This window comes from Thermococcus sp. M36 (genome assembly GCF_012027355.1).
Lineage (GTDB): Archaea > Methanobacteriota_B > Thermococci > Thermococcales > Thermococcaceae > Thermococcus.
The window spans coordinates 642,750-669,668 of the sequence record NZ_SNUH01000001.1; the positions used below are offsets into that span (position 1 = coordinate 642,750).

General features: G+C 57.1%; 27 protein-coding genes, 2 tRNA genes and 2 rRNA genes. 13 read left to right on the forward strand and 18 right to left on the reverse strand.

Going from position 1 to position 26,919, the window contains the following annotated elements; genetic code table 11:
• Positions 1 to 164: 164 nt before the first annotated feature.
• The gene (locus E3E36_RS03730) at positions 165 to 965 is read left to right on the forward strand and encodes a glycosyltransferase family 39 protein (protein WP_167893433.1); all 801 of its coding nucleotides are present in this window, start codon (positions 165 to 167) and stop codon (positions 963 to 965) included.
• 152 nt (positions 966 to 1,117) lie between these two features.
• Positions 1,118 to 1,522: a hypothetical protein gene (locus E3E36_RS03735; RefSeq protein ID WP_167894015.1), complete on the forward strand. Its 405-nt coding sequence runs from the start codon at positions 1,118 to 1,120 to the stop codon at positions 1,520 to 1,522.
• Positions 1,523 to 1,527: 5 nt separating this feature from the next.
• Here E3E36_RS03735 and E3E36_RS03740 read toward each other — a convergent pair.
• A tRNA-Arg gene (locus E3E36_RS03740) sits at positions 1,528 to 1,605 on the reverse strand.
• A gap of 123 nt (positions 1,606 to 1,728) precedes the next feature.
• Between E3E36_RS03740 and E3E36_RS03745 the strand changes: the two genes are divergently transcribed.
• The 3 genes from E3E36_RS03745 to E3E36_RS03755 are packed head-to-tail and all read left to right on the forward strand — an operon-like array spanning position 1,729 to position 3,435.
• Positions 1,729 to 2,094, forward strand: coding sequence for a BlaI/MecI/CopY family transcriptional regulator (locus E3E36_RS03745; RefSeq protein ID WP_167894750.1), 366 nt, complete (start codon positions 1,729 to 1,731; stop codon positions 2,092 to 2,094).
• A gap of 9 nt (positions 2,095 to 2,103) precedes the next feature.
• Positions 2,104 to 2,892, forward strand: a complete 789-nt coding sequence (locus E3E36_RS03750) for a M48 family metallopeptidase (RefSeq protein WP_167894016.1) — start codon at positions 2,104 to 2,106, stop codon at positions 2,890 to 2,892.
• Positions 2,893 to 2,898: 6 nt separating this feature from the next.
• The gene (locus tag E3E36_RS03755; protein WP_167894017.1) at positions 2,899 to 3,435 is read left to right on the forward strand and encodes a cytidine/deoxycytidylate deaminase family protein; all 537 of its coding nucleotides are present in this window, start codon (positions 2,899 to 2,901) and stop codon (positions 3,433 to 3,435) included.
• On the opposite strand, the gene E3E36_RS03760 is transcribed toward E3E36_RS03755, so the two are convergent.
• Positions 3,432 to 3,803 carry a DUF2304 domain-containing protein gene (locus tag E3E36_RS03760; RefSeq protein ID WP_306463667.1) on the reverse strand — a complete coding sequence of 124 codons (372 nt, stop codon included), beginning with the start codon at positions 3,801 to 3,803 and terminating at the stop codon, positions 3,432 to 3,434. The genes E3E36_RS03755 and E3E36_RS03760 overlap by 4 nt on opposite strands.
• The gene (locus E3E36_RS03765; RefSeq protein ID WP_167894018.1) at positions 3,803 to 5,125 is read right to left on the reverse strand and encodes a glycosyltransferase; all 1,323 of its coding nucleotides are present in this window, start codon (positions 5,123 to 5,125) and stop codon (positions 3,803 to 3,805) included. The genes E3E36_RS03760 and E3E36_RS03765 overlap by 1 nt, the downstream gene beginning before the upstream one ends.
• Before the next feature lie 57 nt (positions 5,126 to 5,182).
• Here E3E36_RS03765 and E3E36_RS03770 point away from each other — a divergent pair, with 57 nt between their 5' ends.
• The gene (locus tag E3E36_RS03770; RefSeq protein ID WP_167894019.1) at positions 5,183 to 6,091 is read left to right on the forward strand and encodes a glycosyltransferase 4 family protein; all 909 of its coding nucleotides are present in this window, start codon (positions 5,183 to 5,185) and stop codon (positions 6,089 to 6,091) included.
• On the opposite strand, the gene cas6 is transcribed toward E3E36_RS03770, so the two are convergent.
• Entirely contained in the window at positions 6,048 to 6,797 is a 750-nt protein-coding gene (gene cas6, locus E3E36_RS03775; protein WP_167894020.1) for a CRISPR-associated endoribonuclease Cas6, read from the reverse strand. The two genes, E3E36_RS03770 and cas6, sit on opposite strands and share 44 nt — an antisense overlap.
• A gap of 76 nt (positions 6,798 to 6,873) precedes the next feature.
• Here cas6 and E3E36_RS03780 point away from each other — a divergent pair, with 76 nt between their 5' ends.
• Entirely contained in the window at positions 6,874 to 7,020 is a 147-nt protein-coding gene (locus E3E36_RS03780; protein WP_167894021.1) for a hypothetical protein, read from the forward strand.
• Positions 7,017 to 8,213, forward strand: a complete 1,197-nt coding sequence (locus tag E3E36_RS03785) for a proteasome-activating nucleotidase (RefSeq protein ID WP_167894022.1) — start codon at positions 7,017 to 7,019, stop codon at positions 8,211 to 8,213. The genes E3E36_RS03780 and E3E36_RS03785 overlap by 4 nt, the downstream gene beginning before the upstream one ends.
• Here E3E36_RS03785 and E3E36_RS03790 read toward each other — a convergent pair.
• Positions 8,200 to 9,324 carry an MFS transporter gene (locus tag E3E36_RS03790; protein ID WP_167894023.1) on the reverse strand — a complete coding sequence of 375 codons (1,125 nt, stop codon included), beginning with the start codon at positions 9,322 to 9,324 and terminating at the stop codon, positions 8,200 to 8,202. The genes E3E36_RS03785 and E3E36_RS03790 overlap by 14 nt on opposite strands.
• Positions 9,325 to 9,414: 90 nt before the next feature.
• Here E3E36_RS03790 and E3E36_RS03795 point away from each other — a divergent pair, with 90 nt between their 5' ends.
• The gene (locus E3E36_RS03795) at positions 9,415 to 10,341 is read left to right on the forward strand and encodes a serine/threonine-protein kinase RIO2 (RefSeq protein ID WP_167894024.1); all 927 of its coding nucleotides are present in this window, start codon (positions 9,415 to 9,417) and stop codon (positions 10,339 to 10,341) included.
• The gene (locus E3E36_RS03800; RefSeq protein ID WP_167894025.1) at positions 10,338 to 10,808 is read left to right on the forward strand and encodes a tol-pal system YbgF family protein; all 471 of its coding nucleotides are present in this window, start codon (positions 10,338 to 10,340) and stop codon (positions 10,806 to 10,808) included. Before E3E36_RS03795 ends, E3E36_RS03800 begins: the two co-directional genes overlap by 4 nt.
• On the opposite strand, the gene E3E36_RS03805 is transcribed toward E3E36_RS03800, so the two are convergent.
• From E3E36_RS03805 to E3E36_RS03820, 4 genes are all read right to left on the reverse strand, one after another.
• Positions 10,798 to 11,745 carry a radical SAM protein gene (locus tag E3E36_RS03805; protein WP_167894026.1) on the reverse strand — a complete coding sequence of 316 codons (948 nt, stop codon included), beginning with the start codon at positions 11,743 to 11,745 and terminating at the stop codon, positions 10,798 to 10,800. The genes E3E36_RS03800 and E3E36_RS03805 overlap by 11 nt on opposite strands.
• On the reverse strand, positions 11,735 to 12,913 hold the full coding sequence (locus E3E36_RS03810; RefSeq protein WP_167894027.1) for an MFS transporter: 1,179 nt from the start codon (positions 12,911 to 12,913) through the stop codon (positions 11,735 to 11,737). The genes E3E36_RS03805 and E3E36_RS03810 overlap by 11 nt, the downstream gene beginning before the upstream one ends.
• Complete coding sequence (locus E3E36_RS03815) at positions 12,913 to 13,833, reverse strand: isoaspartyl peptidase/L-asparaginase family protein (RefSeq protein ID WP_167894752.1); 921 nt, start codon at positions 13,831 to 13,833, stop codon at positions 12,913 to 12,915. The genes E3E36_RS03810 and E3E36_RS03815 overlap by 1 nt, the downstream gene beginning before the upstream one ends.
• 64 nt (positions 13,834 to 13,897) lie before the next feature.
• Entirely contained in the window at positions 13,898 to 14,812 is a 915-nt protein-coding gene (locus E3E36_RS03820) for a phosphate uptake regulator PhoU (protein ID WP_167894753.1), read from the reverse strand.
• 88 nt (positions 14,813 to 14,900) lie between these two features.
• Here E3E36_RS03820 and E3E36_RS03825 point away from each other — a divergent pair, with 88 nt between their 5' ends.
• Positions 14,901 to 16,067: an MFS transporter gene (locus tag E3E36_RS03825; RefSeq protein ID WP_167894028.1), complete on the forward strand. Its 1,167-nt coding sequence runs from the start codon at positions 14,901 to 14,903 to the stop codon at positions 16,065 to 16,067.
• 13 nt (positions 16,068 to 16,080) lie between these two features.
• Here the strand turns inward: E3E36_RS03825 and E3E36_RS03830 are convergent, their stop codons facing one another.
• Positions 16,081 to 16,665, reverse strand: a complete 585-nt coding sequence (locus tag E3E36_RS03830) for an indolepyruvate oxidoreductase subunit beta (protein ID WP_167894754.1) — start codon at positions 16,663 to 16,665, stop codon at positions 16,081 to 16,083.
• A 121-nt stretch (positions 16,666 to 16,786) separates the two neighbouring features.
• A complete protein-coding gene (gene lysS / locus E3E36_RS03835) occupies positions 16,787 to 18,364 on the reverse strand; it encodes a lysine--tRNA ligase (RefSeq protein WP_167894755.1) in 1,578 nt (525 codons plus the stop codon).
• A 128-nt stretch (positions 18,365 to 18,492) separates the two neighbouring features.
• Between lysS and E3E36_RS03840 the strand changes: the two genes are divergently transcribed.
• Both E3E36_RS03840 and E3E36_RS03845 read left to right on the forward strand, forming a co-directional pair.
• Positions 18,493 to 19,365, forward strand: a complete 873-nt coding sequence (locus E3E36_RS03840) for a PhoI (protein ID WP_167894029.1) — start codon at positions 18,493 to 18,495, stop codon at positions 19,363 to 19,365.
• A gap of 47 nt (positions 19,366 to 19,412) precedes the next feature.
• The gene (locus tag E3E36_RS03845) at positions 19,413 to 20,021 is read left to right on the forward strand and encodes a hypothetical protein (protein ID WP_167894756.1); all 609 of its coding nucleotides are present in this window, start codon (positions 19,413 to 19,415) and stop codon (positions 20,019 to 20,021) included.
• On the opposite strand, the gene E3E36_RS03850 is transcribed toward E3E36_RS03845, so the two are convergent.
• From E3E36_RS03850 to E3E36_RS03880, 7 genes are all read right to left on the reverse strand, one after another.
• Complete coding sequence (locus E3E36_RS03850; protein ID WP_167894757.1) at positions 20,015 to 20,581, reverse strand: DUF366 family protein; 567 nt, start codon at positions 20,579 to 20,581, stop codon at positions 20,015 to 20,017. The two genes, E3E36_RS03845 and E3E36_RS03850, sit on opposite strands and share 7 nt — an antisense overlap.
• Complete coding sequence (locus E3E36_RS03855; protein ID WP_167894030.1) at positions 20,562 to 21,062, reverse strand: magnesium-dependent phosphatase-1; 501 nt, start codon at positions 21,060 to 21,062, stop codon at positions 20,562 to 20,564. The genes E3E36_RS03850 and E3E36_RS03855 overlap by 20 nt, the downstream gene beginning before the upstream one ends.
• Before the next feature lie 160 nt (positions 21,063 to 21,222).
• Positions 21,223 to 24,253, reverse strand: a 23S ribosomal RNA gene (locus tag E3E36_RS03860).
• 120 nt (positions 24,254 to 24,373) lie between these two features.
• Positions 24,374 to 24,450 (reverse strand) — tRNA-Ala (locus tag E3E36_RS03865).
• A 52-nt stretch (positions 24,451 to 24,502) separates the two neighbouring features.
• A 16S ribosomal RNA gene (locus E3E36_RS03870) occupies positions 24,503 to 25,991 on the reverse strand.
• The 16S and 23S rRNA genes sit together here with 1 tRNA gene alongside, the layout of an rRNA operon.
• Before the next feature lie 378 nt (positions 25,992 to 26,369).
• Positions 26,370 to 26,636: a hypothetical protein gene (locus tag E3E36_RS03875; protein WP_167894031.1), complete on the reverse strand. Its 267-nt coding sequence runs from the start codon at positions 26,634 to 26,636 to the stop codon at positions 26,370 to 26,372.
• Complete coding sequence (locus tag E3E36_RS03880; RefSeq protein WP_167894032.1) at positions 26,633 to 26,914, reverse strand: hypothetical protein; 282 nt, start codon at positions 26,912 to 26,914, stop codon at positions 26,633 to 26,635. The genes E3E36_RS03875 and E3E36_RS03880 overlap by 4 nt, the downstream gene beginning before the upstream one ends.
• Positions 26,915 to 26,919 lie beyond the last annotated feature (5 nt).

Here is a 26,919-nt window from a genome sequence, read left to right on the forward strand (position 1 = left end):
GGTCCCCCCTACGGGGGCGATCTGTACTTTCACAACGGAATAGCGGAGGCGATATTCCATGGGAACTTCCAATCCACGATCCCACTAACACAGGGGGCTACGCCTTCTATCCGTGGCTGTACCACGTTATCGCCGCGGCCATCGCGAAGATCACTGGGGATGTTATGACAGTTACGACGTATGTCATGCCCCCTGTAATAATGATGATTGCTGCCACAGCGGGATACTTTCTCGCCAGAGAACTTGCGGGCAAGAAGAATGCCCGGATAGGTCTCTTACTGCCCCTGGCACTGAGATTTCCCGACGCCCACCCTCACACGATGCTGATAATGGCATGGATACCCCTGTTTTACGTTGTGTTCCTGCGGTATATCAGGGAGGAATCCCCAAAGAGCGCCGCCGCAGTGGGGGTGGCCTGGGGGGTTGCCGGATTAACCCATGTTATGGGAACCCTCGGCATAGGGGCCGTAGTATCTGTCCATACTGGCCTGAAGCTCCTCCAAGAGAGAAGCATGAGAACCATAAAGAACTATGCTGTCATATTAGCCGTTGGGATACCCATCCTCATGATATACTGGGGCCCACTTCTGTTTGTGTACCACGCACAGACTCCCAACCCGTACCAGAGCCTGGTTCTCGGCCACTACTCCCTCGAAGACTTTACCGCTGATATGGCATCGTTTATATTCATGCCCTCCGCATGGATTTTCCTGACGGGGATAGCCCTAGCAGGGATGCTGGCCGGAGCAAAAAGAAGGATCCTCCGAGAGGCTCTGTTGGGATCATTTGCTGGGCTCTACCTCATGGGGGCTTTCTTCATCCTGGCTGGCAGCCCACTGATAGCGTACAGCACCAGGATGTATTTCTTCGCGCTGAGGGCTGTCCTTGTGCTTGCAGGGATCTTGAAATCCTCAAATTCAGCAAAAATCCAAAGCTCGTCGAAGGAGCTTTTCTCATTGCCTTAGTGGGACTCGCGGTGCTGACGGTTGACTCATACACATCCTCCAAATGGGTACAGCTCGGATATGAGGAATTCAAGTTTCCGGAGCTGAGGAAGTGGTTGCTTTCACATACGAAGCCATCAGACGTAATACTCAGTTCATATGAATCTTCATTCATGGTGTTCTCTATATCCGGAAGGAAGACGGTGCTGTTCAGGAGAACCCATGCATCCCCCTTCGTGGACTACAATAAGAGAAGTGCCGACATGATCGTGGTACTCCTCGGAAACAACACCACCAAGTCACTAGAACTCCTTCAAAAATATGGGGTTAAGTACGTGTACGTAGACAAGGTCGCGATCAACGATATTCTTTGGGTTCCCCTCGAGTACAGCGGATACCTCAGGAAAAACGGGATTCCGTGCAGAGTTGAATACATACGATACGATCCAGCAGACAGTTCAGGGGTCAAGATCAGGGCCTGCGTCGCCCGCTTCGGGATAGGTCCCTCGCTGAAAACACGTTTAGTGCCAGTTTTCCAGAAGGACGGCATGGTGATCTACAAGGTTCCAGGAGGCTGAAAAGCTGGCGGGCCGGGCGGGATTTGAACCCGCGACCTTCGGCTCCGGAGGCCGACGCTCTGTCCAGGCTAAGCCACCGGCCCACGGCCCATAAATACTCCCCCGACCGATTTAAAAATCTAACTGGGGCCGAAAAAACAGGAGGTACAAAAACTTTTTAGTCAAAGTGCCGTAGGTGCTCCAAGGATAAGAGGAGGATGGTGGCAATGCAACCCCACGAGTTCAAGCTTACGGAGGAAGGCATAAAAGCGGTTCTTCCCCCCCTCGAAGCGGAGATAATGGAGCACATGTGGAGGGTGAAGGTCGCCACCGCTGGCCAGGTCTACGAGTACATGAAGGAGAAGCACCCCGACATAAGGCGATCCACCATAAGCATACTCATGAACAGGCTCTGCGAAAGGGGCCTCCTCACGAGGAAGGTCGAAAAAGGCAGGGGAGGCATGAGGTACGTCTACTCAATCACCACTACCAGGGAGGAGTTCGAGGAGCGGGTAGTGCAGAGCATACTTGAGGCGCTCATGACCAACTTCAAGGAGGCGACGTACGCTTACCTGTCCAGAATAAGGAAGTAGTGATGTGAAATGCTCCTAGCAGTCATCGTCCTGGAGGGCCTGCTGGCGGTTATTGCACTGGAGCAGCTCGGCCTAGAGATATCACTGGCCGCGTTTGCACTGATACTGACCCTCTACTTCTGGGTCTCAAAAAAGGACATCAAGGGCGACTACGTTCTCCTACAGCAGGAGGAGATGCCCTGGCTCTACGAAGGAATAGCAGAGATGGCGCGGAAAGCCGGCATCTCAATGCCAACGGTCTACATACTGGACGACTACATCCCCCTGGCCTACTCCTTCAAGGACACCATAGTGCTGTCTCTGGGCCTCTTCGAAGTCCTTGACGAGGATGAGATACTGGCTGTGGCCGCCCACGAGATTGGACACATAAAGAACGGGGACACCAGGCTCTTCCCGGTGCTGGCCTACTCCCGGTACCTCATGATAACCTTCACAGTGGTCCTGGTGATACTGACCACGAGCCTGTGGACGGCGGTCGCTGCAGTTATACTCTACGGCATGTACGAGCTTTCCCGCGCGAACTTCCTGAAGGACAGGGAGTTCCTTGCCGACGAGACAGCGCTGAAGCTCCTTGACGTCCCGATGAGTCTCATGAAGGCCCTTGAAGAGCTCAAATACTACGAGGATCTGAGGAGCGGCGCCGGGGTCAGGGTGAGTGCAGTTCCGAGCATTGAACCGGCCATAGAGAGGCGCCAGAAGGTGCCCAGGATAGAAACCCACCCGAGCTACGACGAGAGGATATTCCGCATACTGGTCGAGATAAACGGCAGCAACATGTTCAACAGGCGCATGCAGTGATGGCGTATGGAAGTCGAGATATTCCTCGACAGGGAAAAGGCGGAGAAGATAAAGCGCATCCGGCCCACAAAGGACGAGTACTTCATGCTGATAGCAAAGCTAGTCTCGCTGAGGGCGACCTGCCCGAGGCTCCGCGTCGGGGCCGTTGCCGTAAAGGATGGGTACATACTCGCCACGGGATACAACGGCGCACCGAGGGGGATGGATCACTGCATCGACGTTGGGTGCCTGATGGTCGACGGACACTGCCACAGGGCTGTCCACGCGGAGCAGAACGTCATAGCGATGGCTGCAAGGAAGGGCATAAGCCTTGAGGGGGCAACGCTCTACGTCACTCACTTTCCCTGCGACATATGCTTCAAACTCGTCACGAACGCAGGGATAAAGGAGATAGTCTATGAGGAGATGTACCCGAACAGGGCCACTGAGGTACTTCTCAGGGAAGCTCAGGAGAAAGGGATAGTAAAGATACGGCAGTTCAGGCTCTCAAAGGAGAGGGTAAGGCTCTTCCTTGAGGAGCTCTTCGGGGAGTTCTCCGACTAAGTCTCCTCCCTGATCTTTTCCAGCTTCTCGTTTATCTCCTCCAGTTCTATGGCTATCTTCCGCGTGAGCTCGGTTATCTCCCTCTCAGCTCTGTCAACCGCCATGTAGAGCCTGAACATCATTATGTACGCAATACCTATGGCGGCGACGAAGAGCGCATCTAGGCCCCTGCCGAGCCCAAGAATCCTCCTTACTGCCTGGGAGATGCTCAGAGGGAATACCGACACCACCAGAAGCGCCAGAAGGACGGCCTCCCAGAACAGGAAGTCCCCCCACTCAACTTCCCTTTTTCCGTACTTGCCCAGCACGTAGACCATCAGGGCAACCACAACGACAATGGCGAGGTACTGAACGGTGTACATACCCATCACCTCAGCTTATCGAACAGCAGGTTGAGGGCTATCTTAACGCCCTCCAGGACGTTTGTCCCCTTCTTGATTGAATACTCGGTGTAAACGGCCCGGATGGGGACCTCCACGATGCGGCAGCCGTTTTTTGAGGCCTCAATTATTATCTCACTGGAGACGGCGTAGCGGTCACAAGTTATCCGGATTCTGGAAGCGCACTCCCGGCTCAGACACCTCAGTCCGCTCTGACTGTCGCTTATGTACCTGCCTGCAAAGACCGCTGTTATGGCATCGAGGACAAAGTTCCCAAAGCGCTTGACGAGGGGCATCTGGCTCACGTCACCCCTGAGCCTCGAACCCACCACGAAGTCGGTCCTTCCCTCAGCCACGGGCTTCATGACGCGCAGGGCGTCCTCCACAAGGTGCTGTCCGTCGGCATCGAACGTGAGTACCAGCCGGGCCCCTTTCGTTACCGCATACCTGATGCCTGTACCGAGGGCACCGCCGAGGCCACGGTTGACCAGATGGGTGAGGACGCGCACCCCCTTTGAACGTGCGATTTCCTCAGTCCCGTCCATGGAGCCGTCGTTGACCACTACTACCTCGTCCCTCCTGAAGTAGCGGAGCAGGTCATCAAGAACCCTGCCGATGGTCTTTTCTTCGTTGTATGCGGGGACAACTACATACGTGCTCAGAAGGTTCTCAATGAGGCGCCGCAGTTCGGCCATGTCCCGAACCTCAAAATCCGGAAGGGCGTCCACAGAAAAGCTCATTCTGCCTGCGTCATGGCCCGTCACCATGACACTCAGACTGCCAAGGCTTTTTGCTGGAAGCACATCGTAGCCATGATCGCCCACCACCAGAACCTTAGTTGGTTCAACCCCGACTTCCCTGATTATCCTTTCAAGCTGGCCCGGGCGGGGTTTCAGTTCCTCCGGCGGAACATCGTCTCTGGTTGAGACCACGGAAAAGTACCCGTCTATCCCGTGCATTTTCAGGGCCTTCACGGCCGCTCTGCGGGAGCTCCTTGTCATGATTGCCATCGGTATGCCCATGCCCCTGAGGAACTCAAGGACGTCCAGAACACCATCAAAAAGGAAGCTCTCCTCTATCCGCTCGCTCTCAAGCCCAACCAGAATGGAATAAAGCTCGTCGAAGTCCCTACCGCTCTCCGCAGAGATCCTCAGAAGGCTCTCGTACATTGGAGTAAGGTCCCCCATGAGATCCTCAGGGATTCCTATCCCAATGAGCCCGGATCTAAGATCCTCCTTTATCCGAGCAAAGGGCTTCGGGGCCCCCACCAGGGTTCCGTCGAGGTCAAAGACCACCAGTCTGATGTCCATCGCCTTCACCGAAGGGTTTATTTTATGACCGCTGTAAGGAAATGGGGTGTCCAGAGTATGATAGCGGCCGCTCTGCTTATAGGCTTAACCCTCTCACTCGTGCTCACATGGTATATATCCGGGAGGATGAGAGAAGCCGGGGTAACCGGACGGGACATACACAAGCCCGACCAGCCAGAAGTTCCGGAAATGGGGGGTCTCGCGCTTCTAATTGCACTCCCCATTGCGCTCTCACAGTTCATGGACACAACCATGGCCAAGGCGGTGGCCATATTCCTCCTGTTCGGCCTAGTTGGAATAGTGGATGACCTGACCCGCCTGAGGCAGCTCCACAAAGTGGTGCTCTCCCTCCTGGTTTCCGTCCCGGCCGCGTTCATTGGAGTCCCCCAGAGTGTTTACGTCCTGGGACACTCCGTGAACCTGGGGGCCCTTTACCCCCTCCTGGTGGTGCTCTTCGTCACGGGGTCAGCCAACCTCGTTAATATGCTGGCGGGGTTCAACGGGCTTGAGGTTGGGACATCGGCAATAGCCCTGGCAGTTCTGGCGGCAATAACTGAAGGAGACGCCCGCCTGCTGGCACTGGCGGGACTGGGAGTCTCCCTGGGGTTTCTGTGGTGGAACCGTTATCCCGCCCGTGTGTTCCCGGGGGACACCGGGACCCTGAGCCTCGGGGCTCTGATAGGTGTGGTCGGCGTCGTGGGGAAGGTCGAGGTCTACACGGCAGTGCTCCTGCTGCCGCACTTCCTGGACTTCGCGATAAAAGCGACAGGTGTGAGGTTCGGGGTCAGGAAACACGGGAGAACAACGGTACTGCCAGACGGAACGCTCAGGGCACCACCGTACCCGAGCTTTTTGGGGATAATAATGAGAAGGGTCAGAACCACCGAACCGAAGCTGGTCGCGATAGTCTGGCTGATAGAGGCTACCCTCGGCCTTCTCGTCCTGGCTCTTCATCTATTACTTTGACCATCCCAAATCCGTAGCGGGTCTTCTCCCCAAAGCCATTTTCATACCCGAACCGCGCTATCTCAGGGGAGCCGTGGTAGCGGAATATCATGAGGGAACCGCGGTAGTAGGTGTCCCTGACCAGTATCCTGACCGGCTTAAACTTGATGACATCAATGGAGAAGTCCCTGTCCTCGGGCATGGTGCCCATGATGGATGAATAACGCATCAGCATTACCTTGCGGAGCTTGTCGAAAAAGGCCTCCTCGTTCGGATAGAGATCCCATATCTTCATGCGGTTGCCGCTGAGCTTGACCGTCCGCACCATTATGGGGCTCAGTGTGGAGAAGAGCGAGCCGTCCTTTATTTTCGGCTCCCTCAGAATCTTTATATCATCCGCCACAAAGACGGCCTCGCCAAGACGGAGAACCGGGCTGTCAATGAAGCCCTCCACAACTGCCTTTATGAGCTCCCCGGACGAGGAAGAGACGTAGAGCGACACGTCGTCCGACAGCACCTTTATCCCCTTGTCAGGGATGAGCTCGCGCTTCCTCACCATGATCCGTGAGAACGTGAAGTAGTCAACGTGACTTACCTCGGCCTCCCGGGCTATCTCCGGGGAGACCACCGCCATCTTTTCGATGAGCTGAGTGTACACATCATAGTTGTAGTTGAAAGGGAGAACAGTACCCTCCTTTGCGGGCCTGAACTTTATCTCAATCCTCATTACATCCCACCCCTTGCTATAACCTCTTTATAGTTGGCACTAGAAGTTAATAAGAATTTCGCAGATGAACCATCCATTGATTACTCCGGAATCAAGTCAGGAAATATCCACACCCATGACACCAAAGGTATATAAAGTGAGCATACCAGAGAAGTACATGGAAAGGATAGAGTTAAAAGGGCACTTCTACACAGCCCAGTCCGTGAGAGGTGAAAAATTATGAGCGTTGAGAACGTTGGAGTAAAACCTTCAGAAGAGTACGATGATTACGTCATATACCTTAAAAGGAGGATCAGACAGCTTGAGCTCCAGGTAAGAACACTGGAGGCGGACAAGGAGAGGCTTGAAAGGGAACTGTCCCGCTTGAGGATGGAAATGTCCCGTCTCCGGCAGCCTCCGGCCTTTGCCGGCACCCTGCTGGAGGTTCTGGACGACGACAGGGCAATAGTCCAGAACTTCAACGGCCCCAGGTTCGTCGTCAGGATTGCACCATGGATAGAGAGGGACAAGCTCAAACCCGGTGCAAGGGTGGCCCTCGACCAGAGGACGATGGCGGTTGTGGAGCTCCTCCCGAGCGAAAAAGACCCAAGCGTCCTCGGCTTTGAAGTCATCGAGAGGCCGGAGGTCAGCTATAAGGACATCGGCGGACTCAACAAGCAGCTCCAGGAGCTGAGGGAAGCAATAGAGCTGCCCTTAAAGCATCCGGAGCTCTTCGAGAGGGTTGGTATAGAGCCCCCGAAGGGTGTCCTCCTCTACGGTCCCCCCGGCTGCGGAAAAACCCTAATGGCAAAGGCCCTCGCCAGGGAGGTCAACGCCACGTTCATAAGGGTCGTTGGGAGTGAGCTCGTGAGGAAGTTCATAGGAGAGGGCGCAAGACTCGTCCACGAACTGTTCGAGCTGGCCAAGGAGAAGGCACCCACCATAATATTCATTGACGAGATAGACGCCATCGGGGCAAAGAGAATGGACGAGACGACCGGTGGAGAGAGGGAAGTCAACAGAACCCTGATGCAGCTCCTAGCCGAGATGGACGGCTTCGACCCAAGGGGCAACGTCAAGATAATAGCCGCCACCAACAGGCCGGACATCCTTGACCCTGCCCTGCTCAGGCCCGGACGCTTCGACAGGCTCATAGAGGTGCCCCTCCCAGACTTCCGCGGAAGGCTGGAGATCCTCAAAGTCCACACCAGGAAAATGAACCTCAGAGACGTTGACCTGAGGGTCATAGCCGAGCTGACGGAGGGGGCGAGTGGGGCGGACCTCAAGGCCATAGCCACAGAGGCCGGGATGTTCGCCATAAGGGACAGGCGTGAGTACGTCACTCAGGACGACTTCCTGAGGGCAGTGGAGAAGGTTTTCGGGGCGGAGCAGAGGCTTGCCCAGCAGATAGCAATGCATGAGGTCATGTACGGCTGAAGCCGCCTTCCCCAATCTTTTCTTCCAGTCCCATAATCCCAAGTGCAAGCGCATACATTGCCGGAACTGAGAGGAACGCGGCCCTGTATCCTAAGGAGTCTATCAGCAGCCCCATGATGTAGGGCCCCACAGTTGCCCCAAAGAACCCGACCATGTTTACAAAGCCCATCACCGATCCCAAGTTTTCAGACGTGGCCTTTTCGGAGGCGTATGCGGTTACAATGGCCCCAACGGAATAAAAGGTCAGTCCCAGAGGCAGTATTACCCAGGGAGATGCGCTCAATGCCAGAACGAGTGTCAGAAAGGCGTTCAGCCCAAAAACCAGTGAAACGCTCCTCCGGCCGATTCTGTCGTAGAGAGCCCCACCGAAAAGGGAGCCGGCCACACCCACCAAGGACAGCAGGGAAAAGAGCATGGAGGCCCTCCGGATGGAAACGCCGTAGCTGACAAGGAAGGACACAAGGAACGTGAGCAGACCGAAGAAAGCCGCCAGGACTATGAAGTTGGCGGCACTCAGCAGGTATACGTTCCCCGGGAGCGAAAGTCTAACCCTGGAGGGGCGGGATACCTCCCCCCTGACGGCGAACGCAAGGGCAAGGCCGATGAGGAGGCTCATCCCTGACAGCAGGACAAAGGCATAACGCCATTCGAGTGCCAGGGCGATGGGGGCAGCTATGATGGGCGCTATCCCGCTCCCGACCGGCGGACCGATCATGAAAAACCCAAGGGCAGAGCCCTTTCTCTCCCGGTAGACCTCACTTATCAGGGCGGTGGCGGGGGCATAGTAAAGCCCAGAAAACACACCGTAAAGCGCCCTAACGGCCAGAAGCTCCCAGTACTGCCTGGCGAACAGTATCAGGGCGGAGGAAAGAGAGTAGCCGATTATGCTCATGACGAGGAGCCTCTTTCTACCGATCCGATCCCCAATGTACCCTGCGGGAACCTGAACTACCGCATATGGAAGGAGAAGGGCCGTCATCAGGAGGCCCGCCTCAGCGTTATTTATCCCCAGCTCTGCCCGTATCATCGGGATCAGCGGAGGAACGGCCATTCTATGGGCGTAGTTGAAGATCCAGCCCAGGGACACCAGCAGGAGGAGCCTCTTCTTCATGGTTTCGATAAAAGACTGTACGTTTAAAAAACTGTTGGGAGCCAATTAATATTTATAAGGTGCCGTGGATACCGGTCCAAGGGAGAGGCCATGGTGAGCAAACTGCTGGCACTGGAAGCGTACCCTATGCTGCGAGACTTGGACTTCCGGATACTGCGAGGGGTAGAGCTGAACATGCGGCACCACAGGTGGGTTCCCCTCGAGGACGTGGCGCGCTTTGCCCGTGTGGACGTGGAGACCGCATCGTTCCGCCTCGGAAAGCTGGACGATATGTCCCTAGTCAGGAGGAGGAGCGACATAGGCTACATCGGCTATCAGCTGACGATACACGGCTACGATGTCCTCGCCATAAGGGCGCTGGCGAAGAGGGGGGTGGTCGAGGCCATAAGCACCGCCCAGATAGGGGTCGGTAAAGACGCGGACGTCTACGTCGGGGTAACCCCGTCTGGGGAAAAGGTCGCGGTGAAGTTCAACAGGATAGGTGGGAGGACTGCCTCGCGGAAAGCGGCCTATCATGGGGACGTTTTCCACGACAAACGCCACACAAGCTGGCTCTACGTTTCGAGGCTGATAGCCAAGAAGGAGTACGACGCCCTGGTTCTGCTCAGCCCCATAGCCAGGGTTCCAAGGCCGGTAGCTTGGAACAGGCACGTGGTCGTCATGGAGTTCGTCGAGGGCACTGAACTGGCGGAGCTGAGGGACAGCGATCTCACCACTGAGGAGGCCGGAAACGTCCTAGACAGGGTTTTGGAGGAGTACCTCAAGATAGTCCGCTTCGGGATAGTGCACTCCGACATGAGCGAGTTCAACATAGTTTTAACCAATGACGACATACTGATAATAGACTGGGCACAGTACCTCACGACCGCAAACCCTGACAGCTATGAGATGTTAAAGAGGGACATAACAGTGCTGCTGAACGCCTTCAGGAGGAGGTGGCGCGTGGAGAGGAAGTTTGAGGAGGTGTGGCCCGTCTTTGAAGACGCCTGGCGTGAGAGCAGAGGTAAAAGGGGATGAACAGCATGGAGAGAATAGCCGCCCTCTTTCGAGAGGCGGTTGAGGCGGAGAACGCCAGGGACCTTGAGAGGGCAAAGAAAAAGCTCGACGAAATAATGGGGATGACCAAGAACGAACGGCCGGAGGTATACTTTGAGGCATGCTTCCGGCTGGCTGACATCCTGCTCCAGGAGGACAACTACAGGGGGGCCGTAAAGTGCGCCATCCGGGCAGTGAGAGCGGCCCCGAACGATGAGCTATACCGCCTTGGACTCCGGATGCTGGGGGACATACTGTTTATGATGAAAGAAAACGGAAGGCTGGCGGAGCTTGGAAAGGACATGGAAGTTACCCTAAGCCTGATAAAAGACAGAGAGGAGCTCCACAGGTTTGTCCTCACCATCATACGGCTCGCTAGGGGAGAAGATGTTGAGGGAACCTTCGAGTCCAAAGAGATGCGTGAGATAATTGAAAGCCTCAAAGGATAGAGTCGAGCACCCTGCGTACGTACGAGCCGTCCGGACGGACAGGGAAGTTATATGGCTCCTTCCTAGGCCTCTCGTTGTAGTAGGGCCTGTTGCAGCCGGGACATCCGTGGGTCGAGAATATCTCCGGGGGAAGGAGTGAAGCCAGCTCCTCTTTAGACATCCCGAAGCCCACCAGAGAACCGTTGCTGTCGAATTCAAAGCCGTCCGCCCCCATAATGCCTTCTTTTATGAGGTAGTGGGCTATCTGGATCCGCCTGTACCTTTCGAGGGACGGGGGCTTTGCGTTCTCAAGGCGGGTTCCCCTTACAGGGGTGAAAGCAAAAAGGGAGACCCATGCGCCCATAGAGTAAGCAGCCTCAATGGCCTCAACAAGCTCCCTGTCCGTCTCCCCGAGACCGATTATAAGGTGCACGAGTGCTTTCCCCTCACCGAATACCTCGATAACGTCCTCTGTGAAACGCCACATGTCATCCCACGAGTACATGGAGTCCTTGACCACGGGATACAACCTCTTGCTGGCAACGTCGAGGCCGACGCCGATGTAATCGACGCCGAGATGCCTGAACTCCTCAAGGACGTCCCTCCCCACGGGGGTTATAGAGACCGACACTGGCATCCCCAGGGGCTGAAGGCGGCTCAGGATTTCAACCGTGTCGTCTACCAGGCCGGGGTAATCAACGGTCTGGAGGCAGACCCTCGCAAAGCCCCCCGCGGGCAGGCTTTCGACCACCTCATCCAGCTCGAAGGCAGGCCAAGTAACGCGGGACAGCTTCTCAAGGTCGGCCCGGCTTTCCCTCGCCTGGACGCAGAAAGCGCAGTTGTTCCTGCAGTGTCCCGGCCAGTACGTCATCAGGTACGCCGTCGTGGGTTTCGCGAGAATCTTAGCCCTCACGAGACCCATGGCTATCGCAGTTCCGTAGGAGACCCTAATTTTCATCGCCTCTACCTCCCGTGATAAGGGGGACGTGGACTATTATAAGCGATGCGGCGGCTATAAAGGGGAGCAGAGGAAAGACGCCGGCGTATCCCCTCAAACCCGCGACGTAGCCGAGGACAACCTGTCCCCCGAGCATTCCGAGGTCAAAGAACATCGTGTACACACTCGAACCCATCGTCCGTATCCTTCCCGGCAGGGGGGCGAGGGCCATAAGCTGCATCGCCGGAACCGAAAGGCCGAACCCCCCACCTATCAGAAGGGCGCTTATGTAGGACAGGTAGGGGAGCCTGTGGTATATGAGAACCACGTACCCCGCAATGACCAGAAGAACCCCCGTTCTTATGACGGGTATGGGGCCGATCCTGTCCGCGGTCTTGCCCCCTATCAGCCTCATTATAAAGCTCGCCACACCTATGACCATCATGTAGAGGCCGAACACCCTCTGGGGAAGGTCGATGGTCTTGTAGAACGCCGGTAGGTACGTGATAACGCCCGCGTATGAGAAGGCAAAGAAAAACAGGGCCAGTGAGGCGGCTATGAAGTAGGGGCGGAGAAGTTCGGAGTAACCCACATGCCCCGTGTGAACACTTTTGTGCTGGAGCCCCCGTTCGCCCATCCAAACAGGTATCACAAAGGCGGCACCGATGAGGGCAAATATGAACGTAAAGGTGAATGCCCCAACAAAGCCCAGAATGTCCGAGAGGTACCCTCCGAGGGCAGGCCCCACGATGTTGCCTAGGGAGAACATCATACCGCGCCAGCCGAGGGTCTCCCCCACCCTTCCCTCAGGTGCGAGGTCAACGGCGGTGGAGAGACTGGAGGGAAAGAATATCCCCATTGAGAACCCGTGAATCGCCCTGGCTGCCGCAAACACCCACAGGTTCCCCAGGAGGGCGGACGACACGTAGAGGAGCCCTGCGATCATCCCAAGGACATTCCCCAGTATCATGGCCTGGAACCGGTAGCCCCTGTCCCCGATCAGGCCGCCGAGGGGCTTCGAAATCAAGGATATGACCGATGCTATGCCCGCTACCAGGCCAACGAGAAACGGCGTCGCACGGAGCGTGATCGCAAATGGCGAGATTATGGGGTTCACTACGCTTATCCCCAGGAAGAAGAAAAACGTGGACAGGTTGAGCAACCAGACGTCCCTAAGGCGGCTCCCCACTAAACACCCGCCTCCGGCCCGTCCATACCGTCCTGCATGAAGGCATAGCTCATATGCTTCGTGTTCTTGGCGAAGCCGACGTTGCCTTTAGAGTCAACCATGATGATGCCCATCGTGTCCCTGCCGAAGTAGCGCGTTGCGAGGCTTATCGCCGCATCGCTAGCCGCCTGGGCGTCCATCCCGAGGCGGACAAAGTCGGTGGCGCTCTTGGCAAGGGCAAGCTTTATGGCCACCTCCCCCAGACCCGTGCAGGAGGCCCCTGCCACTTCATTGGCGTAGGTTCCGCCGCCGATTATCGGCGTGTCGCCGACCCTGCCGAACATCTTGAGGAAGACCCCACCGGTGGACGTTCCAGCCACGACTTCCTCGCCGTCGAAGGCGACCGCACCAACAGTGCTCCTGAGGACTTCGGGATACTCCTTGATAAGCTCGTTGAGCTTCTTCCAGTGCCGGGTCTCACCGCTCTCTATGAGCTTCTTCCTGAGCTCCTCCCATTGTCCGAGCCTCTCGTCGGTTACGGGGTTGTACTCCTCAAAGCCGAGCAGGCGGGCGAACTTAACCGCACCCTCTCCCGCGAGGAGGACGTGGTCGGTCTTCTCCATGACCTTTCGAGCGACGCTTATCGGGTTCTTGACGCCCCAGATCCCGGCGACGGCGCCGGCTTCGAGCGTTTTGCCGCGCATTATGGCCGCGTCCATCTCGACCTTTCCGTCGAGCGTCAAAACGCTCCCGGTTCCAGCGTTGAAGAGGGGATTGTCTTCCAGGGCCTTGACGGCTTCCTCAACGGCATCGAGGGCCGAACCGCGCTTGAGTTCCCTCCAGCCGGCCAGTACAGCTTCCCTTACACCATCAATGACTTTCGGAATCCGCTCTTCCTTCCGTATCGTGCCGGCACCGCCGTGGACTATGATCGCGACCATGAGAACCACCGGAGAAAAGAACGTTCGAACGGTTAAAAGGATTATGGAAACGAGAAAAGGTGCATCAGCTCAGGGCCATATTGATTACCGTTTCCCCTATGTTCTCAAGGTACTCCAGTATCCTGCGGTAGCTTTCAAGGGCTATGGACTGGCGATAGTCTATCGAACGTATCTCGTCCTTGAGCTCCAGCATGAGCCTATCTATCCTGCCAAGATCCCTCTCCTCTATTTGGGCTATCATCTGGTCAAACTTTTCCTTAAGGTACTGGATGTTCACCTCCCCGGGGTTTTCGGCTATCCTCATGATGTGATCCCCTATGCGCTCTATGTTGCGCACTATGAACAGTATACCGAGGAGGTCAAAAGTCCTTTTTATTATGCCGCTCTCCTCCGTGACCCCCCTTTTGTTGAGGAGCCTGTTAACAGCCCGTATGATGAGGAAATAAAACCTGTCCAGCTCGTTTTCAAGGTCATTTATATCACGCAGGATCTCGGAGTTGTCCGGATCCTGGATGAGCAGTTCAAGGTCGCCGAGCATGGAGATTATGAGCGATCGTATCCTGTTGAGGAGCTCCGCGAGATTCACCTCCTCCTCATCGAGGAGGCTCTTGGCGACTATTCTCTGGGGCTCGTCGAGGATTATCTCCACGCCCGGAAGGCTCTGGAGGACTTTCCTGATTTTGACCTTATAAAGGGGCATCTCCCCGGAGAGGTTTATCTCAAGGACGTCGTAGCCCTGGATGTACGCCGATATGACCAGCCTGACCGCCATGTCCGGGGAGTACTCGCGGGAAATCGTGAGTATTTTCTTCTCGCTGACCTCCCTTGGTTCCTTCGGGAAGATGGTTATGCTCCCGTCGGGGTTTATTGCGAGGGGAACCACATCCCCCTGGCTGAGGTTGTGCTCACGAACCCATTTTTTGGGCAGGGATATTATGTATGAACTCCTCCCGGTAAATTGGATCTTCCTGAACTCCATAGATCTCACACCCAATATATAGACAGCAGGCTAATATAAAAGGGTTCGCTTCGACAGACTTATAAACGCTACGATTTAAATTGCACACATGCTACAAGGATACAGCAGGGACGCCAGGATACTCATTGCCGCAAATGCCGCAGGCCAGCTCTTCCTGCAGTTCTCGATATTCATAATGCCGTTCTATCTTGCCGTCCTCGGCTACGACATGGCGGCCATGGGGACGTTCTTTTCGATACAGACGTTTACAGGGGGCCTGTTCTTTCTGCTGGCGGGCCATATCTCCCTGAAACTGGGGTACCGAAAGACCCTCATACTCAGCGCCCTCCTCGGTCTGGCCGGAAGGCTCCTCCAGGTGGCGGCCCTCAGCCCGTACGTTCTGGCGCTCGGCTTCTTCCTCGTGGGGGCCAATATGGGGCTCAGGCAGCCGAACTTCACGGCACTCCTCAGCGAGGAAGTCAGCGAGGAACAGAGACACCACGCATTCTCAATAAGCTTCGGCATAGGGACTATTTTCAACGCCCTCGGGGTTCTGATAGCGGGCTTTGCCCCGGACTTCCTGATTCGACTGGGGATGAGCGAGGGAATAGCCTATCGGCTCGTCATATCGCTGGCACTCCTCCAGTTCCTGGTGGTCATCCCAGCACTGCTGGTCATCCATGACGTTCCCGTGAAGAACCCCCGTATAAACTGGAACCGCGAGCTGGTTATCAAGATACTCAAGTTCTCGCTTCCTAGCGCGCTTATAGGCTTCGGCGCAGGAATAACGATACCCTACATGAGCCTCTACTTCAAGCTCCAGTTTGGACAGACTTTAGCGGCTATAAGCGGCATATTCTTCTTCCAGCAACTGGCCATGGGGCTCGGCTCCTTTGTCCTGCCCAGGCTCGTGCACAGGATAGGGCCAGTCAAGGTCATAACATCCTTTCAGAGTGTGGCGGCCTTTCTATTCGGCATATTCCCGTCAATAGAGACGTTTCTGCTGGCGGCCCTACTCTACGTTATCCGCTCAATACTGATGAACATAGTCTGGCCCATAAACGACTCCTTCATGATGGGATTCTTCTCGACGGAAGAGAAAGCAACCGCGGCGGGGATAAGGAGGGCATTCTCAACCTTTATGAGGGGAGGAGGGAACTACGTCGGGGGACTGCTCTTCGGGTTCTCCCTGAGCTACCCGTTCTACGCGACTGCATTCCTCTACGTTGTCGCGACGGTGATATTCTACGCCTTCTTCATCAAGCACAACAAGTGAAGGAAAAGAAAAGTCAGCCCTTTGCGAGCTCTATTCCCCGATCAAGAGCCCTGAAGTTGACCTCCCAGAGCTTCTCCCTCAGGGTGAGCCTTATGCCCTCATAGAGAGACTCCTTCTTGAGGGGCACAAGACCCTTGCCATGGGCATAGCCGAGCATGAGGACGCCGAGGGTGCGGGGGTTTATTCTGTCGGCCTCTGCCTGGAAGTCCCTCATGTAAACGGGGCATATCCTGCCGAGAGCATCCCTTATCTCGTCCAGCCGCGGGTACTTCTCCTTTCCGACGAGTGTCGTCGCGGTGTGTATCGGGTACGCGTTTACGACGGCATAGCTGTTCTTACCCAGAAAACGCGCGTTCCTTAAAGCCTCCGCCGGTTCAAGGGCCAGCATGAGGTCCGCTTCCCCCTCCTCGATTAGGGGAGAATAGACGCCTTCCCCAAAGCGAAGGTAGCTGAGAACGCTACCGTAGCGCTGGCTCATCCCAAGGGTTTCACCTATGCGAACGTTGTAGCCCTCATGCATAGCGGCGTTTCCCACTATCCTGGAAAGGGTTAAACCCCCCTGCCCGCCGACGCCGGTGATTATCAGGTTGAACTCCATTAACACCACCGCACAACCTTCGCGCAGAGGGATAAAAATCTGTTGTCCATAAAATTCGGGAAAGCCGCCCTGTTTCGAAAAAGTTTTCCAAATATAAGAAAACAGCCGGAAAATTTAAAGCTCATGCCTCCATGCGGAGGCGTTTTATAACGAAATCCCTGTCCAGTGAGGCCAAGAACGGGGCCAGGCGCGGGCCACGATCCTTGCCTATGAAGATATTGTATAGGACTTTGAACCACCTCTTGCTGGGGATTCCACGCTTCTTTGCCGCGTCAAAGATGGTGTTGTTGAGATCATCGACGGCAAACTTTTCGTGAGTTTCAAGCCACCCTGCGACCTCCAGCATCGCCTCCCTGACCTCGGGTTCGAGCTCAATTTCAGGCGGCTTTTCAAGCAGACTGAACTTAACATCGTCCGGCGCGTACTTCTCGACCCAGTTTCTAGCCAAGCGTATGCGGAGCCTTATGCGCTCAACGTCCTCTTCACTCAGCTCTTTCGGAACGTGGCCCTGCTCCTGAAGGACGCGGATTATTCCATTCTCGTCGAGGTGCGGCATCTGGACGAGCGTAACAAGGAACCTGAAGGGAGCCTGAGCCAGTAACCTCTCTGGAACCTTTGGCATTGAGAGTTCATAGGTTCTCTTAAGTTCCTCCTCTTCCTCCAGATTCTTAGCCTTCTCAAGACCGAAGTATATCCTCTCCACTTTGTCAAACTCGTCGTAAAGGTTGAGCAGTCCGAGACCGAGGTCAATCTTGAGCTCCTTGTTGGGCCTCGCCTTCGCGTAGATGAAGCGGATTATGCCCGGCTCAAGAACCTCGTAGAGGTCACTGAGGAGGATAACGTTGCCCTTCGAACCGCTCATCTTGCCCCTCTGGCCCTTTATTCCGACGAACTCGTACATGAGCGTTATGGGGGCGGGCCAGCCGAAGAGCTCCACTATGTCCTTTCCGGTATCGTAAGAGCCACCCGCCGCGAGGTGGTCTTTTCCTGCCGGCTCAAAGTCCACCTTGAAGTGGGCCCAGCGCATCGGCCAGTCGACGCGCCAGCGGAGCTTGACGTTGCCTTCTCTTATGTCGGTCTCGCCTTCCGCGCCGCAGTGAGGGCACTTGTAGGAGACCTTCCACTCGCCGTCCCAGGAAACGAAGTCGGCCTCCTTCCTGCAGTGGGGGCAGTATATCATAACCGGCTGCCAGTCCTTTTCGAGGGGCGGTTGCTTCGCTCTCTCGCGGTACCTGTCGAGGACGGCCTTTATCTCGTCCCTCTTTTCGAGTGCCAGCCTGACATCCTCTGCGTACTCACCGGACTTGTAGAGCTCGTAGGCGTGGAGGAAATCCACCTCGATGCCGAGCCTGGAAACCTCCTCTTCAAAGATAGCCATGAAGTGCTCGGCGTAGCTGCCGTGGCAGCCCCAGGGATCCGGAACCTCGCGGACGGGTTTTGTAAGGTGCTCCTTCCACTCTGGCGGGACGTTCTTCGGCACCTTCCTAAACCTATCGTAGTCATCCCACATGTGGATGTGGCGAACCTTCTTGCCCCTGTCCTTGAGAGCGTGGCCCACGATGTAGGCCGTAAAGAACTCCCTGAAATTGCCGATGTGAACGTAACCGCTCGGGGTTATCCCGCTCTCTACCACATACTCCTCCTTGTCGCCCCTTTCCCGAATTATCTTTTCGGCCATGTAATCCGCCCAGTGAACCATTCTCACCACCGCGCTTAGCTCTGACGAGGGCCTTTTAAGCTTAAGCTCGGCGTTTGGAACAACTCAAAAGAGGAAAAATTTATAAGTTATGAAAGTAAAACCACCATAAAGAGTAAGGGGGGCCACCAATGGAGGTTGAGCTGGAGAGGATGCAGGTCTTCTTCCCGGCATCGCTCGAGATACAGGAGGAGCTCCTCAAGGCGGGCTTCAAGGTTCCCTACGACAAAGAGAGCGGAAGGAAGACACCCGTGCCTGTGGTCGTCAGCTCCAGGGCCGAGAGGAGGCTCAGGAGGGACAGGCTGTTAAAGGCAAACGACTTCGAGAGTGACGGAAAGTTCGCGCTGGTTCTGGGTGAGAGAGCAACCCTTGAAATGGAGCCAACCGAGAGGGGGTTTCTCGTACTCAGGCCAAAGCCCATCCAGTATCACTTAGAGGAGATGGGCTTTGTCTCAGTTCCACCCAGGATATGGGGAACGTGGGCGAGCTTTTCGCTTCCGTTCTCGGCCTACGAAAAGCTCACTGAGTTCCTAAACGAGTTCGGGAGCAGAGAAACGAAGGGCCTCTATCTGGCATCGAGGGGCTCCGGGAAGAGGATAGAGGTCTATGCCTACAAGGGGAGGAACAGAAAAGACCTCGGAATCCCCGTTTTCGGCTATGCTTTAGGCCTGCACGGACTGACCTTGGCTGACGAGTACCTCAGGGAGAATGCCGAGGAGAACGGCGTCCCAGAGGAGAGGCTCCGCTATCTCAAGCTCGGTTTGAAGAAGAGGAAGGAGACGCGGGCAGGGCTAAAAGTGGGAATCGTCTGGGAAAATGGAAAACCTAGCGAGATAACGCTCAAGCTCTCAACGACCGAGCCTAGGGTTAGAATCCAGGGGCTCTACGGGGAGCTGATGGGAAAATCGCGTGGGGAGCTCACGAGAACCGATGACTGGTACATCGTCGTCCACGCGGAGGACTTCGTGAACGCACTCAACAAGGTTATGGGAGCCTTCGGGTGAGGAAGCTATTTTAACCCCAACCCCCTCTTTTATTTTTGGTGGAATCGATGTTTGAGTGGCTCCCATACACGGGTCTGGCTGCCCTCTTCATCCTGGCCGCAATAGCACTCACCAGGAGACTCGGCCCAGAGTGGGCGTGGGTGAATAGGAAGATAATACACTTCAGCATTGTTCCGGCCGTTCTGATGTTCTACTTCGAGTTCATCCCGGCGGAGGTTTTCAGCGCCGCGGCCTTCATCTTCGGTATCTTTCAGCTCTGGCCACACATAAGGAACAGCGAGTTCTCGTGGTATCAGATCAAGAACAACTACGGAGAGGTCTTCTTTGCATTCTCGGCATCGGTGATTCCGCTGATACTGCCGAGGGGATACACTACTGCACTGCTCCTGGCGATGGCGGTCAGCGACGGCGTCACGGGAATAATAAGGCACTACTATTTCAGGAGGCGCGGCTTCAACGTGAAGCTCAAGAAGCACTGGACCGGGAGCCTTGGCTATCTCATAACAGCCGCTATAATCGCGTTCCTCTTCCTCGAAGCTGGGACGGTTGGAAAAATAAGGTGGGCAGCTATCCTAATGCTTGCAGAGTATCAGCCATGGCTTGACGACAACTTAGCGGTTCCGCTCGTCGGGAGCGCGCTGTTCCTCCTCTACTGAGCCCACCGAACCTTCAGGCTGTCCTTCTTCACCTTGTCGAACTCGGCAACGAGAGCTTTTCCAGTCTTCTCCATGAAGTCCTCAACGTCGGTGATACCAATCTCTTTCAAGCCAATTGCCTCGACACCCTCGGGGATTCCCTTCGCCTCGACGTTTATCCCTATGTGGATTTTGATGCTGACCGGTGAGACCGTGGCGATGGATATGCTGAGTTTTTTGCCGTTGACGTAGATGTCGTCTCCTTTCCTAAAGGTCTTCACACCATATTCGCCGAGAACCTCGCAGAGTTTGGCAATGAAGAGCTTCTGAAGGGTAGAGGCGAGCAGGACGTTGGGGAAGTCGAAGACCTCGATTATGTAGTGCACCATGTCATCGCTCTTGATCTCTTTACTCTGGCGCAGGTCTTCAATGTCTATCATCTCCTCCACCTTGACATCGCACTTTCCACGGAAGACGATAAGCGAGTTACCGAGGATTCCAAAGTTCCTATAGGCCCAGTGGCTTTGGATGGCCGAGCCGTCGTAACCGATGCGTTTGTCTTTAACGATGAGCAGCTCCATCATAATCACCCCACCTTTGGAGTAGTTTCCTAAGCTCCTCAAAAGACTTTACGTCCACCCACATGTGGATGAAGTGAACCTCCGGAAGCTCCATCTTGATTTCATCGACGTGGATGTTCCTGTCGTCGATGTAAGTCACATGGTCAATTTCATATCCAGCGGACTCCATCTCTCTAAGCGTTCTCCTTATCATGTCAGCCTTATCCGAATGAAACTCTATCTTTGGAAAAACGAAGTAGCCCCAGAGACCGAAGCCCTCAAGGATGGGCCTGACCCTCTCCTCAACGTTCCAGCTGGCAATGGAGAGGACGAACCTCTCGCTTGCCCAGCCGAGGAAATCACGAACACCAGGGAAGAGACGGAGCCCTTCACCGTGGACATCCCTAAGATAATCACCGTGGAACTCGTATGGTGGGATGAGCCGTGAGGCATCTTCGTGATCCCAGAGGGTGCCATCGAGATCAAGGATCAACAGCTTCATTGAACCACCAGAAAAGCTCCACTGGGGGAGTTTTAATTGTTGCGGCACAAGATCATCAGCACTGGAGGTTTTGAATCCAGAACACGAAAGCAGAACGAGGTTTTAGGGCCAGGACCGTGCACAGGCCGATTGACCTATCAAATGCCCAGCCCCCCTTTCAGAGGCAGAAACCTCGGGCTGTTGGGAGCGGCAGACTGAACGGGTCGGTTTCCCTTCCCGCTTACATCCCCGCCCCATCAAACGGGTCTTCTTCCCGAGCCCTCGTCCCAGGCAAAGGACCGGTCGCCCGACCCCCTGCGCCTGGGAGTGGCCGCCTATTTTCGGGGACCGCTTCGGCCTTAGATGCTTTCAGGCCTTATCGGACGCGGCGTAGCTGCCCGGCTGTGCCCTGTAGGACAACCGGTAGACCAGAGGCCGCGGCTCCCTGTTCCTCTCGTACTGGGGGAGCCTTCCCCTCAGGCGGCCAGCACCTCCGGTAGATAGCATCCGACCTGTCTCACGACGGTCTAAACCCAGCTCACGTTCCCCTTTAATGGGTGAACACCCCCACCCTTGGCCCCTGCTGCAGGGCCAGGATGGGAAGAGCCGACAGCGAGGTAGCAAGCCTCGGGGTCGATATGGGCTCTCGCCCGAGACGACTCTGTTATCCCCAGGGTAGCTTTTCTGTCATCCCTGGCCCCCACCGGGGAGGCACAGGGGTTCGCTAGGCCACGCTTTCGCGGCTGGACCCGCCTCTGTTACGGGTCCAGTCAGGCCGGCTTTTGCCCTTGCACTCTACGGCGGATTCCTGACCCGCCTGAGCCGACCTTAGGGCACCCTCGATACCTTTTCGAGGGTGTGCCGCCCCAGCCAAACTGCCCACCTACCGCTGTCCCCGCTTCCGCGGGTTAGCCGTACGGCAGAGGGTGGGCGGTGTCTCATGGACGGCTCCACCCGCCCCGGAGGACGGGCTTCGACGCCTCCCGCCTACGCTGCGCACCCCCCGCCGTACGGCAACGGCAGGCTGCAGTAAAGCTCCATGGGGTCTTCGCTTCCCACCGGAGGTCCCAGGCATATGCGCCTGGCAGTGGTTTCGCCGGGCCCCAGCCGGGGACAGTGGGGACCTCGTTACGCCATTCATGCAGGTCGGCATTTAACCGACAAGGAATTTCGCTACCTTAAGAGGGTTATAGTTACCCCCGCCGTTTACCGGTGCTTCACCCGGTTGGACCCGGGCTTCACATACCGGCACTGGGCAGGCGTCGGCCCCAGTACAAACCCTTTCGGGCTAGCTGGGACCTGTGTTTTTACTAAACAGTCGGGCCCCCCTAGTCACTGCGACCTGCGGGTTGCGCACCCGCAGGCACCCCTTCTCCCGAAGTTACGGGGCCAATTTGCCGAGTTCCCTCGGCTGGGTTTCCCCCGACACGCCTTAGGCTTCTCACCCAGGGGCACCGGTGTCGGTTCTCGGTACGGTCGCGGTGGATCGTTCCCGAGGGGCTTTTCACGGGCCCCAGGGATCAGCGGAACCCCCCTTACGGGAGGCCATTCGCGCTTTCACCCGGTTCTCGCCATTACGGCACTCCCCGGGCTTATACGCTTAGCCGGCCTTGTGGACCGGTCCGCCTACCCCGAGGCGTCACCCCTCGGGCTTGCGTTGCCGCACCTACCACCGCGGTACGGGAATATAAACCCGTTTCCCTTTCGCCAGCGCCGAGTTACGGGCTGGCTTAGGACCGACTAACCCACGGCTGACGAACATTGCCGTGGAACCCTGGCCCCTTCGGCGGCCGGGATTCTCACCCGGCTATGCTGCTACTCCCGGCAGGATCCACAATACCGACGGGTCCACCGGACCTTACGGCCCGGCTTCCATCCCACCGGCACGCCCGCCTACCCGATCACGGACCAATCGGTCCGTGCGCCGGGGTCTCGGCAGCCGGCTTAAGCCCCGTCCATTTTCGGGGCCCCTGACCTCGACGGGTGAGCTGTTACGCACTCTTTAAAGGATGGCTGCTTCTAAGCCTACCTCCCCGCTGTCTAAGGCCAGGGACACCCTTTGGAGTAACACTTAGCCGGCATTTAGGGGCCTTAACCCCGGTCTGGGTTGTTCCCCTCTCGGGTGACGGCTTACACCGCCCCCCTACTCCGGCCATCTACGGCGGTGGTGGGTTCGGAGTTTGACAGGGAGCCGGGGGATTTCTCCCCCTAAACCCCCAATCAGTGCTCTACCCCACCACCTACCTCCGGCCGGGCTATCCTGAGGGATAATTCGGCGGGAACCAGCTATCGCCGGCCTCGATTGGCCTTTCACCCCTAGCCCGGGGTCACGGGAGCGAATTGCACGTCAGCATCCCTAGCGGGCCTCCATCCCTCTGTTGAGGGACTTCACCCTGCCCCGGGCTAGATCGACCGGCTTCGGGTCTCACGGCCGTGACTCCGGGCGCTTTCACACCCCGTCCCTCACCCTTACGGGCTGCGGACCTGTCGGTTTCCCTGTGGCTTCGGGGCTTAACCCCCTTAACCTCGCCACGGCCGTGAACTCCCTGCCCCGTGATCCAAGACGGACGGTGCAACCCCGGTCGCCTCCCCTCGTACTCCACGGTCGCCCGTGTTTCCTTCGGGGAGGGTCAACCCTTTCGGGCCGCACCCACCTATCGCCGCCTGGTTTCAGGCTCTTTTCACCCCCTGCCAGGGGTGCTTTTCAGCTTTCCCTCACGGTACTAGTTCGCTATCGGTCTCGGGACGTATTTAGGGTTGGGAGCCGATGCCTCCCAGCTTCCCGCCGGATATCCGACCGACGGTACTCAGGGACACCCCAAGACCCACCGGGCTTGCGCCTACGGGGCTTTCACCCTCTACGGCGCCGCGTTCCAGCGGACTTCGGCTTCACCCGGGAGGGTCTTTCGGGGGCCCTGCAACACCACATCCCGCCGGGGTTTCCCCCGACGGTTCAGTTTGCCCTGTGCCGCTTTCGGTCGCCCCTACTCACGGCATCGCTTTTGCTTTCTTTTCCTGCGGGTACTAAGATGTTTCAATTCCCCGCGTTCCCCCTCCCGACTGGGAGTGCGGCAAGAGCCGCGGGAGGTCCCATTCGGGAATCCCCGGTTCGACGGCTGCCTGCGCCTCGCCGGGGCTTATCGCAGCTTGCCACGCCCTTCGTCGGCGCCCCGAGCCGAGCCATCCACCAGGCGGCTTAGGTTTTCTGCCCCCTACTCAGGGGGCTGGGCATTTTTTGGGTCAATCGGCCTGTGCACGGTCCTCATCGTGACCCCTATTCGGGGCCTAGGACCCTTCCACCCCGAGCCGTGCTCGGGATGTGCACCTCTTCGTGGTGGACCGGCCGGGATTCGAACCCGGGGCCTTCGGCTTGCAAAGCCGACGCTCTCCCAGGCTGAGCTACCGGCCCACGGATGGCAGGCCCGACATCCCTTAAACCCCCCGGACGGATTTCCGGCGATAGGAGGTGATCGAGCCGTAGGTTCCCCTACGGCTACCTTGTTACGACTTCTCCCCCCTCACGGAGCCCAGGCTCGACCCGACCTCCCCGAAGGGAGATCAGGCCTCACCCGGACCCCGCTCGGGTGGAGTGACGGGCGGTGTGTGCAAGGAGCAGGGACGTATTCGCCGCGCGATGATGACACGCGGGTACTAGGGATTCCAGCTTCACGCGGGCGAGTTGCAGCCCGCGATCCGAACTGGGGGCGGGTTTAGGGGATTTCCTTCCCCTTTCGGGGTCGGATCCCATTGTCCCGCCCATTGTAGCGCGCGTGTAGCCCGGGGGTTTCGGGGCATACTGACCTACCGTCGCCCGCTCCTTCCTCCGGCTTATCGCCGGCGGTCCCCCCAGAGTGCCTCCTCCCCAACGGGGAGAACTGGCAACTGGGGGCGCGGGTCTCGCTCGTTACCACACTTAAGTGGACGCCTCACGGTACGAGCTGACGGCGGCCATGCACCTCCTCTCGGCGTGTCCGGCAAGACCTTCAGCCTGGCCTTCATCCTGCCGTCGCCCCCGGTGAGGTTCCCGGCGTTGAATCCAATTAAACCGCACGCTCCACCCCTTGTAGTGCTCCCCCGCCAATTCCTTTAAGTTTCAGCCTTGCGGCCGTACTCCCCAGGCGGCGGGCTTAACGGCTTCCCTTCGGCACCGGGCGAGCTCGAAGCTCGCCCGACACCTAGCCCGCATCCTTTACAGCCAGGACTACCCGGGTATCTAATCCGGTTCGCTCCCCTGGCCTTCGTCCCTCACCGTCGGACCCGTTCCAGCCGGGCGCCTTCGCCACTGGCGGTCCCCCTGGGATTATAGGATTTCACCCCTACCCCAGGGGTACCCCCGGCCTCTCCCGGTCCCAAGGCCCGCAGTATCCCCAGCAAGCCCCACGGTTGAGCCGTGGGATTTCGCCAGGGACTTACGGGCCCGGCTACGGACGCTTTAGGCCCAATAATAGCGGCCACCACTCGGGCCGCCGGTATTACCGCGGCGGCTGCCACCGGCCTTGCCCAGCCCTTATTCCCGGAGCTTTTTACACTCCGGAAAAGCCGTGGCGATGCCACGGCACTGGGGGTCCCCCCGTCGCGGTTTCCCGCATTGCGGAGGTTTCGCGCCTGCTGCGCCCCGTAGGGCCTGGACCCGTGTCTCAGTGTCCATCTCCGGGCTCCCACTCTCATGGCCCGTACCGATCTTCGGCTTGGTGGGCCGTTACCCCACCAACTACCTAATCGGCCGCCGGCCCATCCTCGGGCGGGCCGAAGCCCCTTTCGGCCTGAGGACCTTCCAGTACCTCAGGCCTATGGGGGATTAGCCCCAGTTTCCCGGGGTTATCCCCCTCCCGAGGGTAGGTTACCGACGTGTTACTGAGCCGTCCGCCGGTGCGCGCAGAGCGCGCCCCATGACTCGCATGGCTTAGTCGGACCCCCATAGCAGTGGCCTCCGGCAGGATCAACCGGAATTGAGCAAGGAGTACGGCCGGTGGGACTTCCCTCAAGGGGAAGTACCAAATATCCGTCCGGGGTTTAGTCGGGATGTCGGGCCTGCCTTACCCCCGAGGGGTCCGCCTTTCGGCGTTTCCTCGGGAGCGCACCTTTTTGTGACCCGGGCTGGAGGGCGGGGTTCATCGTGGGTGCTTTGCACCCTGTCCCCCCGACGCCGCCGTCTTGGCGCCCGGGTTTTGTCGCGCCCTGTTCGGGCGCTCCACCCAATAGGGCTGAACCCCACCGATACAAAATTTTTGCAAAACCTCTACCCGGGGAGATTTTTAGAAAAGAACACGTCAAAAAGCTCAAACCAAATGCACAATTTTAAACATGAAAAAGGCAAAAACTTCGCAATCAGAGGGCAAAAAAGAGCATCGCCAAGAACGACACAACCGAGACCAAAATCCCAACTGTGAGGGGTTCCTCACCCTCGAACCCAAAGCACCGGGACCAATATGTGGCCAGGTAGCCACCAAGTAGAATCATCGGGATGGAAAGCAGTAAAGGAAGTAAACGACCCCTCACCGGCAGTACCCGGGCCAGAAGGAAAATCCATGTAATGGAAGCAAGGAACGTCATGATGATGAAAGCCACAGCAAAAGGGATAGCTTTACCTTTCATCCTAACACCCCCGCTCTGGGTAGGGTTAGGTAGAACAAAACCGCCGAGAGTGCTCCAACGAGAACGGCCACTCTCCTCGCAGTCTCCTCATCCGTCCCGGTGCAGATGGCCAAACGCTTTGTTAGGGGGAGCATGAGTAACAGAGGCAGAACCACCGAAAGTCCCATGTACCTCGACGGAAGGCCAGTAACGTCAAGAGCAACCGTGGACAGAAGAATCAACCCGGCACCCGCAAAGAAGAGAAAAGGGACGAGGGAAGCCAGCTTTCCCACCTGCACGGGAA